This window comes from Pseudarthrobacter cremeus (genome assembly GCF_051857465.1).
Lineage (GTDB): Bacteria > Actinomycetota > Actinomycetes > Actinomycetales > Micrococcaceae > Arthrobacter.
In genome coordinates this window covers 70,115-88,244 of sequence record NZ_JBPZHC010000011.1, presented here as the reverse complement: position 1 = coordinate 88,244, position 18,130 = coordinate 70,115, and the positions used below count along the sequence as shown (strand labels likewise).

Here is an 18,130-nt window from a genome sequence, read left to right as displayed (position 1 = left end):
AAAGTCAGTCGAGGCTCAGGGCAATTCCATCAAGAATATCGTGTTCACTGGCCGTGGCCGTAACGATCCGGCCCGCACTGAGTTCGTTCAGCCGCTCCAGGATGCGCCGCCACACCAGTCCGCCGGCACCGATAACGTCCACACGGCCGGGGTGCATGTACGGCAGGGCTCCCCGTTCCGCCCGCGGCATTTCCAGGAGGTCGGTGGCTGCAGCGGCGATGTCCTCGATGGGAAGTTCGGTTCCGTGGATCGCCTCAGGCAAATACTCAGGCAGGCGCAGCGCATGCGCTGTGATGGTGGTGATGGACCCGGCCACCCCGACGACGGCGGTGGCGCGTTCCAGCGGCACGTCCAGTCCTGCAAGGGTGATGGCGGCGTCGACGTCGGCGGTTGCCGCGGCGACCTGTTCCGCCGTGGGGGGATCGCTCTTCAGGTGCCTCTCGGTCAGGCGGACGCAGCCGATGTCCACGGATTTGCCGGCCGTGACACCGCCGGCCGTACCGAGGACGAATTCCGTGCTTCCGCCGCCGAGGTCGACCACCAGGACCTGGTCACCGTCAAGGATGGGCAGGACGCTGCTGGCCCCGGCGAAGGACAGCGCGGCCTCTTCGTCGCCCGAGATAACCTCCGGCTCCACGCCAAGCAGGTCCCGGATACCGTCCACAAAGACCTGGCGGTTGCTGGCATCGCGGCTGGCCGAGGTGGCCACAAAACGGACGGCCCCGGCACCGTGCTCGCGGATCATGGCGGCGTAATCCGCAGTGGCCGCGAACGTGCGCTCCAGCGCTTCGGGGGCGAGTTCACCGGTGGCGTCGACGCCTTGGCCAAGGCGGACCACACGCATTTCACGGACCACGTCCGTCAGCTTCGCCGTTCCGTTGCTCCGGTCGATGTCGGCGATGAGCAGGCGGATGGAGTTCGTGCCGCAGTCGATGGCAGCGACGCGGGTCATGAAGCTGCCTCGCTGCTGCCCGAAGCCTTGCGCACAGGAGCCGGCCGTCCCACGATCCCGGGCAGGCCCTGCGGTCCATGCCGGCTCAGGTCCTTCGATGGGGCCTCCCCCGCCGTGTCCCACGCTCCATCGCAGTAGCACCGGTCAGCGGTCCACCATTCACTGATGCCCGCGATGGCCTCGTCTCCCAGCGGATTGACGCCCGGCCCGGCTGCCAGCGAATGGCCCACCAGGACATGCAGGCACTTGACGCGATTGGGCATTCCCCCGGCGGAAGTGCCATCTATCTCCGGGACGGCTCCGATGCCCGAACGCTGGCCGATGGCTGACCGCGCCGCCAGGTAATCCTCATGGGCCGACCGGTAGGCGGCGGCGAGCAGCTCATCCGCGGTCAGGCGCTCGTTCATGTCGTTCATGACTCCGGCCGCTTCGAGCCGGGAGACTGCCGAGGTAATCACCGGGTGCGTGAGGTAGAACGTGGTGGGAAACGGTGTGCCGTTGCTCAGGCGCGGCGCCGTTGCTGCGACGAGCGGGTTGCCGCACACACACCGGGCCGGGATCTCCACGACGTCGCGCACCGGCCGGCCCAGCTGCCTGCTGAGTACTTCAAGATCATGCTCTGATGGCTGGCGGGACTTCTCCGGCACTGTTGCCGTGTTTTCTTCCACTGGCGCGGCCATCCTTCCTGTAACTGTTCAGTCTGTGGCCGCACGCCTGATGGACTCCCACAGGGAATCCACCCACGGCAGATCGGCGGGGTCTTGTACTGCCGTGGCGGTCAGGCTACTGCTTGTTCCGGCCGGCAGATCGCTGCCGAAGACCCAGTAGCCGGATTCACCCGGCATAACCATGTTAATGCGGTCGCGGGCCTGCTGCTTCACGTAGTTGGGATCCTGCCAGCGGGAGATCTGCTGCCGGAGGGTATCCTGCTCCACCTGGCGTGACTCAATATCGGCGCTCAAGGCGGATAGTTCGGCGCGTTTGTCGAAGAAGATCTTCACTGTGGGCGCCAGCATGATGGTGATGGCAATCACCACCACGGCAAGGGCCAGCATCCGGCCGGAGAAGGCCTTGGCCGGGACGGGTTGGCCGTCGTCGTGGGACGCTTCGCCGCCCGGGGCCGGGTTCGAGGAAGGTGCGGTACCGCTTCGCCGCGTTGAGACCGCGCTGGCCTTGGCTTTGGTCCCGGCTTTCAGGTTTCCTGCCGCTATGGAGGCCGCAGGTTTGTCCTTGGAACCGCCGGAACCGCCGAAATCGGCACGGATGACATCCGTGGCGTCCTTGGCGGCATCCGTTGCGGCTTGGGATCTGGCAGCGGCCTTGGGAACTTTGGGACGGCGGGTTGCCATGACACTCCTGAAACGTGCGGCCTGCCTCGGGCCGAAACTCTGCGCTGGACAAATGCCGGCTGAACAAATGCCGGCTGGAACAACTGCCGGCTGAAACAGGTGCCGGCAGAAATTCCGGCCGAAACGAAAACCGGTGGCTATGGTCTTTCAACCATAGCCACCGGTCAGTGGTTTACGCGGCTACTAGCCCTTGAAACGCGGGAACGCGCTGCGCCCGGCGTAGCGTGCGGCGTCGTCGAGTTCTTCTTCGATGCGCAGCAGCTGGTTGTACTTGGCAACACGCTCGGACCGTGCCGGGGCGCCGGTTTTGATCTGCCCGGCGTTGGTGGCCACCGAGATGTCGGCGATGGTGGTGTCCTCGGTCTCGCCGGAGCGGTGCGAGGTGATGGTGGTGTACCCGGCACGCTGGGCCATGCTGACGGCGTCCAGCGTTTCGGTCAGCGAACCGATCTGGTTGACCTTCACCAGAAGCGAGTTGGCGGTCTTGGTCTCGATGCCGCGCTGCAGGATGGAAGGGTTGGTGACGAAGAGGTCATCGCCCACGAGCTGGACTTTGTCGCCAATGGCGTCCGTGAGGGTCTTCCAGCCGTCCCAGTCGTTCTCATCCAGCGGGTCCTCGATGGACACCAGCGGGTAGTCGGCGACGAGTTCGGCGTAGTAGGCGCTCATTTCGCTGGAGTTCAGTGCCTTGCCCTCGAACTGGTAGGCGCCGTCGGTGAAGAACTCGGAGGAGGCGACGTCCAGGGCCAGTGCGATGTCCTTGCCCGGGGTGTAGCCGGCGTTCTTGATGGCTTCCTGGATCAGGTCCAGGGCAGCGCGGTTGGAGGGCAGGTTCGGGGCGAAGCCGCCCTCGTCGCCGAGGCCCGTGGACAGGCCCTTTTCCTGGAGCACGGCCTTGAGCGCGTGGTAGACCTCGACGCCCCAGCGGAGGCCTTCGGAGAAGGTTTCGGCACCGAGCGGGACAACCATGAATTCCTGGATGTCGACGTCGGAGTCGGCGTGCGAGCCGCCGTTGAGGATGTTCATCAGCGGCACGGGCAGAACGTGGGCGTTCGGGCCGCCCAGGTACTTGTACAGCGGCAGATCTGCGGAGGCGGCGGCAGCGTTGGCCACGGCCAGGGAAACGCCGAGGATGGCGTTGGCGCCCAGCTTGCCCTTGTTGGGGGTGCCGTCCAGGTCAATCATGGCCTGGTCGATGCTGCGCTGGTCGGTGGCGTCGAAGCCGGTCAGGGCCGGAGCGATCTGGTCGATGACGGCGTCAACGGCCTTCTGGACGCCCTTGCCGAGGTAACGGCCCTTGTCACCGTCGCGAAGCTCAACGGCCTCGTGCTCACCGGTGGAGGCGCCGGAAGGTACTGCCGCGCGGCCGATCTGGCCATCGGAGAGCAGTACTTCAACTTCTACGGTCGGGTTGCCGCGGGAATCGAGGATCTCGCGGGCGTGGATGGCATCGATAAGCGCCATGGATTTGCTCCTTCAGGTGAAGCGATTTACAGGGAATCTAACTGCTGGAACTAGCGGAAAGTCTGGGACGTCCTGGTCAGGACCTAGCGTAGTCGAGAGTGGTGCAGGTTACGGAAACCCATCCAGCACCCGGACGTCATGATGGCAGGGTTTGCTGTTGCTGGAACTGCCGGATGGCACCGCGAAGGGCACGCTCGGCGTCGAACCCTTTTGCGCGTGCGGAGCCGACGACGGCGAGCAGCAGCTCGCCCAGTTCCGCTTCGGATGCGGCGGTTTGAACGAGTCCCGCCACCGGATGTTCCGGGGCGCCGCTGTCCTGCGGCTCCACGGCAACTCCGGCGCGGGCAGCCCGGTCAAGGAACTTGTGTGCCTTCGCCAGCGCAGGCAGGGCCTCCGGTATCCCGTCGAGAGGGCTGTTCCGCTCCGGTCTTTCCGCGGTTTTGACGGCATCCCACTTCTTGACGATCTCCTCGACCGTGGCCGGGAAGCTGTCCTGAAGTGACCCGTCGGGCCGGAACACGTGCGGATTGCGGCGGACCATTTTCTCGCTCAGTCCGCGAGCGACGTCGTCGAACGTGAACGCACCCCGCTCCTCGGCGAGCCGGGCGTGCAGCACCACCTGGAGCAGCACGTCACCCAGCTCGCCGCGGAGTTCGGCGTCGTCAGTGCCGGTCTCGATGGTCTCGGCGACCTCAAACGCCTCCTCCAGGAGGTATTCCACCAGCGAGGCATGGGTCAGCGCCCCCATCCACGGGCAGTGCTCACGCAGCTGGGCTATCACCGTAACAAGCCGGTCGACGGGGGCCTGATCAGCCAAGGTTGGCGTAGGTGTCGTTGATGTACTCCACCAGCGCTTCCTTTTCCTCGAGCGGCAGAAAGGATGCCTCGGCGGCGTTGAGGGTGAGCTCCAGGAGGTCATCGAGGTCGTAGTCGAACGTTTCCACGAGCAGCTCGAACTCGTCAGTCAGCGTCACGCCGCTCATCAGCCGGTTGTCCGTATTGATGGTCACGTTGAAGCCGAGCTGGTAGAGCATGTCCAGCGGGTGGCTCTCGATGCCCTCGCCAAACCCGGCGATCGCCCCGGTCTGGAGGTTCGAGGACGGGCAGATCTCCAGGGCGATGCCGCGGTCGCGGATCCAGCTGGAGAGGTCGCCCAGGGTGACCAGGCCGATGCTGTCTTCATCGCCCTCGGCACTTTCTTCGCCTTGCTCGTCCTCGAATTCGACCATGATGTCTTCGGCGATGCGCACGCCGTGGCCCAGCCTCAGCGCCCGTCCGTCCACCAGCGCGGACTGGATGCTCTCGAGCCCTGCGGCCTCGCCGGCGTGAACCGTGGCGGGAAAGTTGTTCTGGGCGAGGTACGTGAAGGCGTCCTTGAAGCGTGAGGGCAGGAAGCCGTCTTCAGCCCCGGCGATGTCGAAGCCAACAGCGCCCTTGTTGCGGTGCCGGACAGCAAGTTCGGCGATTTCCTGGCCACGGTCGGCGTGCCGCATGGCGGTGATCAGCTGGCCCACCTGGATTTCCCGGCCGGTCCCGGCCACAGCGTCAACGCCGGCCTCGAGGCCCTCCTGCACCGCCTCCACCGCTTCATCCAGCGAGAGGCCCTTCCGGAGGTGCTGCTCGGGCGCCCAGCGTACTTCGCCGTACACCACGCCGTCATCCGCCAGGTCCTCGACGAACTCCTTGGCCACACGGACCAGGGCCTCTTTGGTCTGCATCACGGCAACCGTGTGGTCGAAGGTCTCCAGGTAGCGGACCAGCGAACCGGAGTCGGCTGATTCGCGGAACCACTGGCCCAGCGCAACCGGATCCGTGGAAGGCAACGTGTGCCCAACAGCCTCGGCCAGTTCGATGATGGTGGCGGGACGGAGACCACCGTCCAGGTGGTCGTGAAGCGAAACCTTCGGCAGGCTCTTCAGGTCGAAATCGATGGCAGGGGCAGTGTCAACAATAGGCTCAGTCACCTTCCAACCTTAGGGTCGGCGGACGCCTTATGCCAGCGGCTGTGTTCCGGGTTGCTCGGCGTCGGCCGACGTTGCGGCAAGGAGGGCCTGATCATGCGAAGGAAGGGCACCTTCGCGGCCGCCGTCGAGCCATTCGTCTACAACTTCGGCGTCGTTGCGGGCCAGGTGCTTATGCCACCAGCGCAGGAGGTGGTCGATGAGGACGCCCAGGACGATGGCGAACACTACGGCGATCCCTGCACTCAGGAGCGGGTTGTTGTGCAGCCAGGGGAAGGAGCTGGCCAGCACGCCGATGCCGATCGAGTACCCCACCCAGGTCAGGCAGGCGAAGGCATCCAGGAGGAAGAAGCGGCGGTGCGCGAAACCGGTGCTGCCGGCGACGTAGTTGACCGCCACACGGCCCCATGGGATGTAGCGGGCGGTGAAGATCAGGACGGCGCCGCGCTTTTCGAGCTCATACCGCGCCCAGCCGAAGGCCTTCTGGACTTTGGGCCGGCGCATCCACCGCCAGCGTTCCAGGCCGATCCTGCGGCCCAGCATAAAGGCCATATTGTCGCCTGCGATGGCGCCGATCAGCGCCGTCAGGCCGAGGATCCAGAGGTTTGGTTCGCCGCTGTGGCGGGAGAAGGCTGCCAGTGCAACGATCAGGGTCTCGCTGGGGACCACCATGGCGAAGCCGTCAATGAAGAAGAACACCAGCAGGACGGGGTAGATCCACCATTGGCCCGCCGCATGGAGCACGGCCTCATTAATAAACTCCACGCGGGTGTTGCTCCTAGACGAAATGTTGCAGCCGGAAGTGATGTAAATCGCTATTCAGTGTCCCATGCCGCGGACGTGGTCCGCTACGGCGGGCGCACCGCAGACCTAGGCTTCGGGGTCCTTCAGCCGCTCCACCACCGGGACCTTCCCTTTAAAGCGGTTGATGACCAGATCCACGAGGATGCCGAGGCCTATGGCGCAGACAATGGCGATGGCTGCGCCGAGCAGGTGGTTGTCTTCAAACCATTGGCCGAAGAACAATCCGATTCCCACGGAATACGCGGCCCAGAGCGTGGCGGAGAGGGCTGTCAGTCCGACGAAACGCAGATGGTGATAGTGCGTGACTCCCGCAGTGAGGTTCACTGCCACGCGGCCGATCGGAATGAATCGCGCCACCAGGATCAGCGACGCCGGCCGTTTCCTCAGTTCGTGGCCTGCCCAGCGGAACCCGCTTTGCATACGCGGGCCCCGCATCCAGTTCCAGCGCCGGGTCCCGACCCTGCGCCCGATGAGGTAGGCAATGTTGTCGCCCGAGAAGGCTCCCAATCCTGCAACAAGCATGAGCAGCCATGGGTTGGGGACATCCGCGGTGGCGGCCACAGCGGCCAGGCCCACCACCACGGATTCGCTGGGTATGGGCGGGAAGAAGCCGTCAATCAGGCAGCAGGCCAGCACCAGGAGCAACACCCAGGGCTGCCCGGCGGCAGCGAGGATGAAGTCGTTGATGGCCTGCATTTACTTATGCTATGCGGTCGATGATGAGTTGCTGGGCCGGGCGTGAACCTTCGGGAGCGATCATCACTGCGTTTTCCAGGGATTCCTTCGCACGGGCGAATTTCTCCGGGGTGTCCGTGAGCAGGGTCATCAGGGGTTCGCCGGCACGAACCACTGCTCCCGGCTTCGCGTGCAGACGGACGCCGGCGCCGGCCTGCACGGCGTCTTCCTTGCGCGCACGCCCGGCCCCGAGGCGCCAGGCGGCGACGCCCACGGCCAGGGCATCGAGCTCGACCAGGACGCCGTCGGCCGGGGCATAGACAGTTTCGGACTCTTTGGCTACCGGCAGCTTCGCCCGTGGATCGCCACCCTGCGCCTCGATCATCCGGTTCCATACATCCATGGCCCGGCCGTCCTGCAGGGCGGCGCGGACGTCAGCGTCGTGGACGCCGGCGCACGCCAGCATCTCTTCGGCCAGGCGAACCGTCAGTTCCACGACATCCTCTGGGCCGCCGCCGGCCAGGACCTCCACGGACTCCTCCACTTCGATGGCGTTGCCGGCCGTCAGCCCGAGCGGGGTGCTCATGTTGGTCAGCAGCGCCACGGTGTTGACCCCGGCGTCCTTGCCGAGGGCCACCATGGTTTCGGCCAGTTCGCGTGCCCGGGCTTCGTCCTTCATGAACGCTCCGCTGCCCACCTTGACGTCCAGGACCAGCGAGCCGGTACCCTCGGCGATCTTCTTGCTCATGATCGACGAGGCGATCAACGGGATGGCCTCCACCGTGCCGGTGACGTCCCGCAGGGCATACAGCTTCTTGTCGGCCGGTGCCAGCCCTGCTCCCGCAGCGCAGATCACCGCGCCCACGTCCTGCAGCTGCGCCAGAATCTCTTCATTGCTCAATGCTGCCCGCCAGCCGGGGATCGATTCCAGCTTGTCCAGGGTGCCGCCGGTGTGCCCCAGGCCCCTGCCTGACAGCTGCGGAACGGCAACACCGAACACCGCCACCAGGGGCGCCAGCGGCAGGGTGATCTTGTCGCCCACTCCCCCGGTGGAGTGTTTGTCGCTGGTGGCCTTCACGCCGCCATCGGGACGCCGAAGGCCGGAGAAGTCCATCCGCTCGCCCGAAGCGATCATCGCCGCGGTCCAGCGAGAGATTTCGGCGCGGTCCATGCCGTTGAGCAGGATGGCCATGTTCAGGGCCGCCATCTGTTCGTCGGCGATCACGCCGCGGGTGTAGGCATCGATGGTCCAGTCGATCTGGTCAGGGCTGAGGACGCCCCGGTCCCGTTTGGTCCGGATGATGTCGACGGCGTCGAAGGCTTCAGTTCTTTGGCTCATGTTCGGTCCTCCAGGTTCTGGGGACCAAATGCGTCTGGCAGCACCTGGTCCATGGTCTTGATGCCTTGGGTGGTCATGAGCTCCATTCCGGGAGCCCGGAATTCGTAGAGCAGCTGGCGGCAACGGCCACACGGCATCAGTACGTTCCCGCCGGCGTCAACGCAGTAGAAGGCGCGGAGCAGCCCTCCACCGGTCATCCGGAGGTTGCCCACCAGCGCGCATTCGGCGCACAGGGTAAGGCCGTAACTGGCGTTCTCCACGTTGCAGCCGCTGACGATGCGTCCGCCGTCTGTGAGGGCTGCAGCACCCACCGGGAACTTCGAGTACGGCGCGTACGCATTCTTCATGGCAGCTACGGCGGCCGTTTCCAGTGCGCGCCAGTCAACAGCACTGGCCTCTGCGCCGGGGTGATCCACCGCGGTCAACCCTTCACGTACGGGATACCGCTGGCCGCGGGCGGCCTGGACCGGCCCACCAGGCCGGCCACTGCAAGGACCGTCACCAGGTACGGCAGCATGGCCATGAACTGGCTCGGCACCGGGGTTCCGATGATGGTCACGATGCTCTGCAGGTTGTCGGCAAAGCCGAACAGCAGGGCTGCGAAGAAGGCACCGATCGGGTTCCACCGGCCGAAGATCAGTGCGGCCAGGGCGATGAAGCCGCGGCCGCCGGAGATTTCCTTGGTGAAGCTGTCGATGGCCACGAGGGTGAAGAATGAGCCGCCGATGCCGGCAATGGCGCCGCCCAGGGTGACGTTCCAGAAGCGCGTGGCGTTGACCTTGATCCCCATCGTGTCGGCAGCCTGGGGGTGTTCGCCAACAGCCCTTACCCGGAGGCCCCATTTGGTCTTGAACAGCCCGACCCACACCACGAACACTGCGATGTACATCAGATACCCCACTACGGACTGCCTGAACAGGATAGGGCCGATGATGGGAATGCTGGACAGGACCGGGATATCGATGATGGGCAGCCGGCCCGGTGAGTTGAACAGGTCGGTGTTGGCCTGCATGACCGTGCTGAACAGGAATCCGGTGACACCGGATACGAGGACGTTCAGCACCACTCCAACGATGATCTGGTTGACCAGATACTTGATGCTGAAAAGGGCCAGCACCATGGAGACGGCGGCGCCGGCGACCGCCGCGGCCAGCAGCCCCATAAATGGGTTGCCGGTTACGCTGGCCACGATGGCGGCGGTGAACGCGCCCCCCAGGAGCTGGCCTTCAATGGCGATGTTGACCACGCCCACCCGTTCGCAGAGCACTCCGGACAAGGACCCGAAGACAAGTGGAACGGCAAGCGTCACGGAGCCGGCTATGAGGCCCGCCAGCGAGATAGTGGGGGTACGGGCGCCACCCACGACCCAGATCAGGAAGGCTGCAACGAACACGACAATGAAAGCGATGGGGATCCAGGCCGGGGCCGCCCTGTCCTTGGTCTTGAGGTAAATGGCGTACGCGGCCAGGCCCAGCAGGATGACGGACAGGACAATCCCGCCCGGCAGCGCCGGCACCTGGAGGGCCGGGAGCTGGAAAAAGTCACCGCTCGTGGAAATGCCGAAACTCGCGGTCTCGTTGGGCGCCATCACGCCAAAGAAGATGAAGGCGACAAGGCCCAGGACGCCGAGCAGCACAGGGGTCTTCCAGGTCACGGGCTTGGCTGAGACGGCCAGGGCCTCCCCGGCAGCGGGCGGGGTTCCAGGCTTTCCCGGCAGTGGCGATGTTGCTGTTGCGCTCATACGGCACCTCCGGTAGTTGCTGCCTGCTGTGACTTTGCGGCCTTTGCAGGCTTCCTGCGCCTCGGATTCAGTCCGAACACGGCCCGGACCAGGGGTGGGGCTGCGATGAACAGGACGATCAGCGACTGAACCACCAGGACAATGTCGATGGGGGTGCCCGTCTGGATCTGCATCTGGACGGCGCCGGCCCGGAAGGCGCCGAACAGCAGCCCGGCAGCAAAAGTCCCCCACGGCGTCGAGCGCCCCAGCAGCGCCACGGTGATCGCATCGAAGCCGTACGTTGCGGCCACGCCGTCGGTGAGGACCTTCTCCGTGCCTGCCACCTGGGCCACGCCGGACATGCCCGCGAGGGCACCGGCGATGGCCATCACCAGGATGGTGGAACGTGAGACGTTGATCCCCGCCGTCTGGGCAGCCTTGGGATTGGCTCCCACGGCCCGGAATTCAAAGCCGACCGTCGAGCGGTTCAGAAGCCACCAGACCAGGACCGTCGCGGCGATGGCGAGGATGAAACCGAGGTGCAGGCGGTACTGGGTGCCGAAGATCTGCGGGTAGACAGCCGACGGATCCAGGATGGGCGAGATGGGGTTGGACTCCCCCGGGCGCTGGAACGCCGGAGTGTTGAGCAGGTACCGGAGGAAGTACAGGGCGATGTAGTTGAACATGATGGTCAGAATGACCTCGTGTGCACCTGTGCGGGCTTTGAGCAGGCCCACCATGCCGCCCCAGATGGCACCGCCGATTATGCCCGCCAGCAGGACCAGCAGCAGGTGCAGGCCGATGGGGAGGTGCAGGGCGAAGCCGGCCCACGCCGCCAGGATTCCGGCGATGATGATCTGGCCCTGGGCGCCGATATTAAAGAGGCCTGCCCGGAACGCCAGTGCCACGCCGAGGCCCGCGGTGATCAGGGGAGTGGCGATCGTCAGGGTTTCCATCAGCGGAGCGAACTGCATGGCGACGCCGGCACCGCGGGGGTTGAAGACCGAACCCTGGAACAGTGCGATGTAGGAGCGGGTGGCGGCGTTCCAGACAGCGGTCAGGAAATCTGTGGGGCGGGCAAACAGGTAGGAGGCCGTGGCCCCTACGCGCTCGTCCGTGCTGGCTATCAGCAGACCTCCGATGAGGAGTGCGAGCAGGACCGACAGGACAGAGACCGTCCCGCTGCCGGTGAAGATCCTGCGGGCCAGGGAGTCCGGTGCGCCAGGAAGCTTCCCGCTTTGGGCAGTGGCCGGCACAGCCGAGGGCCCGATGGCGCCGCCGGCGGTGTCAACCGCCGCTACGGCTGCGGTTTCCTCGGCAGCAGGTTTGGGCTCACGGTGTTTTCGATGCTGTTCAGCGCCGGGTTCTTGCGGCTGTTCGTCAGGCATGTTCGCCTCCTTCGGCGCTGGAGGGGGACGTTGACGCGGGATCGGGCAGGGCGGGCGCGGGGGTGGCTGCGTCATCGGGCAGGAGGCCGGCCATCATGAGGCCCAGGACACCGCGGCCGGTGCCTGCGGGAACGATGCCCACCAGCTTTCCTTTGTAGAGGACGGCGATGCGGTCGGCGAGTTCAATGACCTCATCCAGTTCCGTGGAGACAATCATGACGGGGGTGCCATGATCCCGCTCGGCGACGATCCGCTTGTGCAGGAACTCGATGGAACCGACGTCCACGCCACGGGTGGGCTGGGATGCAATAAACAGCCGCAGCGGACGTGAAAGTTCCCGCGCCATCACCAGTTTTTGCTGGTTGCCGCCGGACAGCGTGCCGGCGGCAAGATCGCCGGAGGGCGTCCGGACGTCGAACTCGGTGATCCTCGTCTTTGCGTTTTCCAGGACCTTGGCCGGGCTCAGGCTGATGCCTTTGGCGAACGGGGGCTGGTCGTAACGGTCCAGGATCAGGTTCTCCGCGATGGAGAACGTACCGATCAGGCCATCAACCGAGCGGTCTTCGGGAACAAAGCCGACGCCGGCGTTCAGGATTTCCTTGACGCTGCGGCCCAGAAGTTCCTCGCCGTCGAGCAGGATGGAGCCATGGACCCGGTCCTGCAGGCCAAGGATTGCCTCGGTCAACTCCGTCTGGCCGTTGCCCTGGACACCGGCAATCGCCAGGATCTCGCCGCGCGCGATATCAAAGGAGATGCCGTCCACCACGTGCTGGCCGGTGGGGGCGATCACGGTGAGGTCCTTGACCTGGAAGGTCTTTTCCTGCGGCTTGGCCGGCGCCTTGTCCAGGGTGAGGCTGACGGCCCGGCCCACCATCATCGAGGCAAGTTCAGTGGTAGACGCGGCCGGACTGGCAGTACCCACCACTTTCCCGCGCCGGATCACGGTAATGGTGTCCGATATGGCCTTGACCTCGCGGAGTTTGTGGGAGATGAACACGATTGACGTTCCGTGGCTCTTGAGCTGGCGCATGATGTCCAGGAGTTCGTCCGTGTCCTGCGGGGTCAGCACGGCGGTGGGCTCATCGAGGATGAGTACTTTGGCGTCGCGGACGAGGGCCTTGATGATTTCCACGCGCTGCTGCACCCCCACCGGCAGGTCCTCCACCAGGGCGTCGGGGTCGACGTCGAAACCGTACCGGTCCGAGATTTCCTTGATCTTGCGGCGGGTGGTGTCCAGGTTCAGGAAGCCGCCTGCCTTGGTGGACTCGGCTCCCAGCGCGACGTTCTCGGCCACGGTGAATACGGGGACCAGCATGAAGTGCTGGTGCACCATGCCGATGCCGGCGGCCATCGCGTCCCCCGGGCCACGGAAGGATACGGCCTTGCCATCGATAAGGATCTCGCCCTCGGTGGGCTCATACAGCCCGTACAGCACATTCATGAGGGTGGACTTGCCGGCCCCGTTCTCGCCCAGCAGACAGTGGATCTGTCCGGGTTCAACCACCACGTCGATGTGATCGTTGGCGAGCAGTGAGCCGAAGCGTTTAGTGATCCCTCTGAGTTCAAGTTTCAAAACTCTGACCATTCTCGAAGCGTCCGTAGACCGACCGGACGGGATATGCGGCTGCAGCACCAGCTTAGTGCCTGCAGTCCTGGGCGAAGCGGAGCCCCCGAAGGGACGATATTCAACGAAAAGCGCCACCGCCCGGCCAGTCTTTGACCATCCGGGGGTGGCGCTGCTCGTGGTGGTTAGGCCTTCGGGCTGGCCGCCGATTCGACCTTCAGCTTGCCCTCGACAATGTCCTTCTTGATCTGGTCCAGCTCGGACTTCAGGTCAGCCGCGACCTGGGCATCGAAGCTGTGGAAGGGTGCCAGCTGAACTCCGCCGTTCGCGAGGGTTCCGACGTAGGGCGTGTTGGTGAACTTGCCTTCGGTGTCTTCCTTCACAACGGTCTCGACGGCATCGCCCATCTGCTTCATGACCGAGGACAGCATGAGGTCCTTGTAGTCCGGCGCGGTGAGGAACCCGTCGGAGTCAACCCAGATCATCTTGACGTCCTTGCCTGCCGCCTTGGCTTCCTTCAGGGCCGCTCCCGCACCCTTGCCGACCGGACCGGCGACGGGCATCACGATGTCAGCGCCCTGGTCCAGGAAGTTCTGGGTGAACTGCTTGCCCTTGTCCTGCTTTTCGAAGTCGCCGGTGAAGGAGCCGTCCTGCTTGGCTTTGTCCCAACCAAGGACCTTGACGTTCTTGCCTTTCTTCTCGTTGTAGTACTTCACGCCGTCGGCGTAGCCGTCCATGAAGATGGTGACGGTGGGGATCTTGATTCCGCCAAAGGTGGCCACCGTACCGGTCTTGGTGGACCCTGCCGCGAGGTACCCTGCCAGGAACGCGGCCTGGGCGGTGTCATAGATAATCGGCTTGACGTTGCTGATGGGCTGAGCGTAGCCAAAGTCGATAATCGCAAAGTGGCTGGCCGGGTTGGCGGTGGCCTGGGCCTTGGTGGCGTCACCGAGCAGGAAGCCGACCGTGATGGTCAGGTCGCAGCCGGCAGTGACCATGGCGCGCAGGTTCGGCTCAAAGTCATTGTTGGTCTTGGACTCCACCTGGTTGACCTTGATGCTCAGGTCCTTCTCAGTCTTCTTCAGGCCCTCGTAGGAGGACTGGTTGAACGACTGGTCGTCGAATCCGCCGGAGTCCGACACGATGCAGCCGGTGTAGTCCAGTGCCGTCTTGCTGGCCGTGCTGCCGGCCTCGGGGGCCGCGCCGCAGCCGGTCAACAGGAGTGCCGCAGCACCCACAGTGGCCACGCCGGCCATTGAACCGCGACGGAACGAGGCACGCAGGGGTTTTTTCAAAATTTCCTCCAGGAAGAGAGTGGCGCTACGACTCGAATTCAATGAGTGTCCGTTTCTACACTGAAATTCTGTTTTCACTGAGGGCTTCGCAGCACTGCGCCGGAGCGCACTGATGCAAGTCACTTTAGTGGGCTGCGCCACGTCCTGTACCACGCACGGGTGCTGAACGGAGAGATTGTTGAGAACTTGTTACCAACGGGTAGGCAAACCGTTGCTGCACCGGCAATGGCAGCTTAGAGGCGTACCAGCATCTTGCCGGTGTTTGCCCCGTCGAGCAGATCCATAAACGCCTGCGGTGCGTTGACCAGGCCATCCACCACCGTCTCGTCGTAACGGACTGAACCGTCCGCCAGCCATGCGGACATCTTCTCGAAGAATTCGGCACGGTGCTGACGCTGCCCTCCCACCAGGAAGCCGCGGAGCGTGAGCTGCTTGCCGATCGCGAGCGCGAGGTTCCGCGGAGCCGGGGAGGGTTCCGTGGCGTTGTACTGTGCGATGGCCCCACACATGGCCACCCGGCCGCCCACGTTGAGCTCGGCGAGGGCGGCTTCCAGGTGGTCGCCGCCAACGTTGTCGAAGTAGACGTCAATCCCGCGGCCGTCCGTTGCGGCCCTGAGCTGCTCGCGGACCGGCGCGTCGCGGTAGTTGAACGCGGCGTCGAAGCCGAGCTCCAGGAGCCGCGCCACTTTTTCCGGGGTGCCGGCGCTGCCGATAACACGGGAAGCACCCATGGCTTTGGCGATCTGGCCTACGAGCGAGCCAACGGCACCGGCGGCGCCGGAAACGAACACCACGTCGCCGGGCTTGAACTCCGCAACCTTGAGCAGGCCGGCGTAGGCGGTCAGGCCGGTCATACCCAGGGCCCCCAGGAATGCCGACGCCGGGGCGAGGTCCGTGCGGGCAACCGCCGTGGCATCGGCCTCCAGAACAGCGAATTCACGCCAGCCCAGCTGATGGACGACGACGTCCCCCACCTTGCGCCCTTCGGCCCGGGACGCTATCACCTCACCCACCGCGCCGCCGTCGAGCGCTGCATCCAGCGCAAACGGCGCTGAGTACGATTTGGTGTCATTCATGCGTCCGCGCATGTAGGGGTCTACGGAAATGAAGAGGTTGCGGACCAGGACCTGGCCGTCCTGCAGTTCCGGCAGGGCCGACACGGCCAAGCGGAAGTTTTCCGGGACGGGCCGGCCGTGCGGTCGCGAGGCGAGCTGGATCTCGCGGGAGGTGCGGGGAAGGGTTTCAGTGGTGGTGCTCATGCGGAGAACTCCAGGATCTTGATATCGACGGTCATGTTGCCGCGGGTGGCGTTGGAGTAGGGGCAGATCTGGTGCGCCTTGGCCACCAGCGCCTCAGCCGTGGCAAGGTCGAGGGCCGGCACGGCGATCTCCAGTTCCGCGGCCAGGCCGTAGCCCACGCCTTCGTCCAGGGCGCCGAAGTGGATTTTGGCGGCCACGGCCGAGTCGGTGAGGTCGGCGCGTTCCTTCCGCCCCACAAGGCGGAGGGCCGAGTGGAAGCAGGCCGCATAGCCGGCGGCAAAGAGCTGCTCAGGGTTGGTGCCCTGCCCGTTTCCGCCCAGTTCCACGGGGCTGGCGAGGGTGACATCCAGCTTTCCATCTCTGGTGCGTGCGTTGCCGTCGCGGCCTTCGCCGGAGGCCAGGGCTTCGGCTGTATACAAAGTCTTCATGATTGGTCCGTCCTGTTGGAGGTCGATACTGGAAATCTGTGTGGTCAGCGGGTTCGGTGGAGGGCTTCGGTGAGCCGTTCCAACGTGGTACGGAGCTGTTCAAGTTCGTCGGCCGAGAGTCCGGCGGCGTCCGCCAGATGCTGCGGGATCCCGCTGGCTTTGCTGCTGAGCGCGCGTCCGGCAGGCGTGAGGTGGACGGCAACCCGGCGCTCGTCCTCGCCGGACCGGCGCCGCTCCACCAGACCCATCGCTTCAAGCCGCTTGAGAAGCGGCGACAGCGTGCCCGAATCCAGGCCCAGCTCCTCCCCGAGCTCCCTCACCCCGCGCGGCTCCGCCTCCCAGAGCACCAGCATCACCAGGTACTGCGGGTAGGTCAGGCCGAGGTCTTCCAACACGGGGCGGTATACCGCCGTGGCAGCGCGGGAGGCGGAGTACAGGGCAAAGCAGACCTGGCGGTCGAGTCGGGGGGCGTCAGTCACACCTATAACGATAGTGCACGATTCAGTTGTGCACAACTTACCCCGCCTGGGGCGGCGACTGACGGGTCGGCGGTTAAGTGCGAACGGACACCTCGGCCCCACAGGATGGGGCTTGAGGTGTCCGCTCGCGTCTGCGGGCAGTAAGCCGGGCGATGGTTAGCCGGCTGCGGTCAGAGCCCTGGACTTTCGAGGTCACGGATGGTCCTCAGGGCCGCTGCCGTGAGGACCTGGATGCCCAGGCCGAGAGCGCGTTCGTCCACGATGTAGTCGCCGCGGTGCAGGTCGTACTCTTCGCCTCCGGGGGTCTTGGTGCCGAGGCGCATCATGGCACCGGGCAACTCGGCAAGGAACCAGGCGAAGTCCTCGCCGCCCATGGACTGCGGCGTCAGCGTCACTGCGCTCTCACCGATTTCCGCGCGGGCCGCGGCCTCGATGAGCGCCGTTTCGTGCTCGGAGTTGACCACGGGCGGGACTCCCCTGGTGTGTTCCAGGTGCACATCCACTCCGTAGGGGGCGGCCACCTGCTTGACGACTTCGTCCAGAAGCTCTCCGGCATCGTGCCAGGCATCGCGGTCAAGGCAGCGCATGGTGCCGGCCATGAAGCCCGTTCCGGGGATGGCGTTGGGGGCTGATCCGGCGTTGATCTGGCCCCACACCACGGACACTCCGCTGCGGACGTCCACTCGGCGGGAAAGAACGGCAGGGACGTTGACGGCGATTTGAGCCAGGACGAAGACGAGGTCCTCGGTCAGGTGCGGGCGGGACGTATGGCCGCCGCGTCCGCTCAGTTCGATCTTGATGGTGTCCGAGGCGGACGTGATGGCACCGATCCGGGTACCGATTTTTCCGACGTCGATCCTGGGGTCGCAGTGCAGGGCGAATATTCGCGGGACACCGTCCAGGACGCCCTGCTCGATGCAGGACAGGGCACCGCCGGGCATGGTTTCCTCCGCCGGCTGGAAGATGATCCGTACGGTCCCGCCAAGCGGGGACTCCTCGTGCATGCTCTGCAGCACCAGTGCAACACCCAGCATCGTGGCCGTGTGGACGTCGTGGCCACAGGCATGCGTCACGCCATGGTTCTTGGAGGAAAACGGCAGCCCCGTCTCCTCGATGATCGGCAGGGCGTCGATATCGCCGCGCAGCGCGGTGGCGATGGGGCCTTCCCCGATGTCGACCGTGAGCCCGGTGCCTTCGAGCCGTCGCGGCGCCAGGCCGGCCGCCTCGAGGCGCTCCACCAGCTTGTCAGTGGTGCGGAATTCCTTGAAGGAAAGCTCGGGGTGCGCATGGAGATCCCGGCGGAAGGTGATCAGTTCCGGGAGGAGCGGCTCCAGCCATGGCCTCACTAATGTGGTGGGCTCGGCTTCAGTAGTGTAATTTCGCACTCATTTACTCTAGCGAGAGTCCACGGAATAGCGTCATCACGGCTGGCTCGTTACAGAATGTGCCGCGC

The 18,130-nt window shown here is 65.1% G+C and carries 18 protein-coding genes; all 18 read right to left on the bottom strand.

The window, feature by feature from the left end:
• Positions 1–4 precede the first annotated feature (4 nt).
• Positions 5–952, bottom strand: coding sequence for a Ppx/GppA phosphatase family protein (locus tag ACS5PJ_RS18555; RefSeq protein ID WP_439436337.1), 948 nt, complete (start codon positions 950–952; stop codon positions 5–7).
• Positions 949–1,620, bottom strand: coding sequence for a DUF501 domain-containing protein (locus tag ACS5PJ_RS18550; RefSeq protein WP_439436336.1), 672 nt, complete (start codon positions 1,618–1,620; stop codon positions 949–951). Before ACS5PJ_RS18550 ends, ACS5PJ_RS18555 begins: the two co-directional genes overlap by 4 nt.
• 27 nt (positions 1,621–1,647) lie before the next feature.
• Positions 1,648–2,301, bottom strand: coding sequence for an FtsB family cell division protein (locus tag ACS5PJ_RS18545; RefSeq protein ID WP_439436335.1), 654 nt, complete (start codon positions 2,299–2,301; stop codon positions 1,648–1,650).
• Positions 2,302–2,484: 183 nt separating this feature from the next.
• Entirely contained in the window at positions 2,485–3,765 is a 1,281-nt protein-coding gene (gene eno / locus ACS5PJ_RS18540; protein WP_439436334.1) for a phosphopyruvate hydratase, read from the bottom strand.
• Positions 3,766–3,901: 136 nt separating this feature from the next.
• Positions 3,902–4,513 carry a MazG nucleotide pyrophosphohydrolase domain-containing protein gene (locus ACS5PJ_RS18535; RefSeq protein WP_439436419.1) on the bottom strand — a complete coding sequence of 204 codons (612 nt, stop codon included), beginning with the start codon at positions 4,511–4,513 and terminating at the stop codon, positions 3,902–3,904.
• 61 nt (positions 4,514–4,574) lie between these two features.
• A complete protein-coding gene (locus ACS5PJ_RS18530; protein WP_439436333.1) occupies positions 4,575–5,729 on the bottom strand; it encodes an adenosine deaminase in 1,155 nt (384 codons plus the stop codon).
• Between the two features lie 27 nt (positions 5,730–5,756).
• Positions 5,757–6,491, bottom strand: a complete 735-nt coding sequence (locus tag ACS5PJ_RS18525; protein ID WP_439436332.1) for a DedA family protein — start codon at positions 6,489–6,491, stop codon at positions 5,757–5,759.
• Positions 6,492–6,596: 105 nt separating this feature from the next.
• The gene (locus ACS5PJ_RS18520) at positions 6,597–7,226 is read right to left on the bottom strand and encodes a DedA family protein (protein WP_439436331.1); all 630 of its coding nucleotides are present in this window, start codon (positions 7,224–7,226) and stop codon (positions 6,597–6,599) included.
• Positions 7,227–7,230: 4 nt separating this feature from the next.
• Positions 7,231–8,544 (bottom strand): thymidine phosphorylase, encoded by a 1,314-nt coding sequence (locus tag ACS5PJ_RS18515; RefSeq protein ID WP_439436330.1) that lies wholly within the window; start codon positions 8,542–8,544, stop codon positions 7,231–7,233.
• On the bottom strand, positions 8,541–8,960 hold the full coding sequence (locus ACS5PJ_RS18510; RefSeq protein WP_439436329.1) for a cytidine deaminase: 420 nt from the start codon (positions 8,958–8,960) through the stop codon (positions 8,541–8,543). Before ACS5PJ_RS18510 ends, ACS5PJ_RS18515 begins: the two co-directional genes overlap by 4 nt.
• 5 nt (positions 8,961–8,965) lie before the next feature.
• The gene (locus ACS5PJ_RS18505) at positions 8,966–10,285 is read right to left on the bottom strand and encodes an ABC transporter permease (protein WP_439436328.1); all 1,320 of its coding nucleotides are present in this window, start codon (positions 10,283–10,285) and stop codon (positions 8,966–8,968) included.
• On the bottom strand, positions 10,282–11,652 hold the full coding sequence (locus ACS5PJ_RS18500) for an ABC transporter permease (RefSeq protein WP_439436327.1): 1,371 nt from the start codon (positions 11,650–11,652) through the stop codon (positions 10,282–10,284). Before ACS5PJ_RS18500 ends, ACS5PJ_RS18505 begins: the two co-directional genes overlap by 4 nt.
• Positions 11,645–13,225 carry an ABC transporter ATP-binding protein gene (locus tag ACS5PJ_RS18495; RefSeq protein ID WP_439436418.1) on the bottom strand — a complete coding sequence of 527 codons (1,581 nt, stop codon included), beginning with the start codon at positions 13,223–13,225 and terminating at the stop codon, positions 11,645–11,647. Before ACS5PJ_RS18495 ends, ACS5PJ_RS18500 begins: the two co-directional genes overlap by 8 nt.
• Positions 13,226–13,401: 176 nt before the next feature.
• A complete protein-coding gene (locus tag ACS5PJ_RS18490) occupies positions 13,402–14,511 on the bottom strand; it encodes a BMP family lipoprotein (protein WP_439436326.1) in 1,110 nt (369 codons plus the stop codon).
• A gap of 233 nt (positions 14,512–14,744) precedes the next feature.
• Positions 14,745–15,770 (bottom strand): NADP-dependent oxidoreductase, encoded by a 1,026-nt coding sequence (locus ACS5PJ_RS18485; RefSeq protein ID WP_439436325.1) that lies wholly within the window; start codon positions 15,768–15,770, stop codon positions 14,745–14,747.
• Positions 15,767–16,198 carry an organic hydroperoxide resistance protein gene (locus ACS5PJ_RS18480; RefSeq protein WP_439436324.1) on the bottom strand — a complete coding sequence of 144 codons (432 nt, stop codon included), beginning with the start codon at positions 16,196–16,198 and terminating at the stop codon, positions 15,767–15,769. Before ACS5PJ_RS18480 ends, ACS5PJ_RS18485 begins: the two co-directional genes overlap by 4 nt.
• 44 nt (positions 16,199–16,242) lie before the next feature.
• A complete protein-coding gene (locus tag ACS5PJ_RS18475; protein WP_439436323.1) occupies positions 16,243–16,677 on the bottom strand; it encodes a MarR family winged helix-turn-helix transcriptional regulator in 435 nt (144 codons plus the stop codon).
• 170 nt (positions 16,678–16,847) lie between these two features.
• Complete coding sequence (locus tag ACS5PJ_RS18470) at positions 16,848–18,062, bottom strand: amidohydrolase (protein WP_439436322.1); 1,215 nt, start codon at positions 18,060–18,062, stop codon at positions 16,848–16,850.
• Between the last annotated feature and the right edge of the window lie 68 nt (positions 18,063–18,130).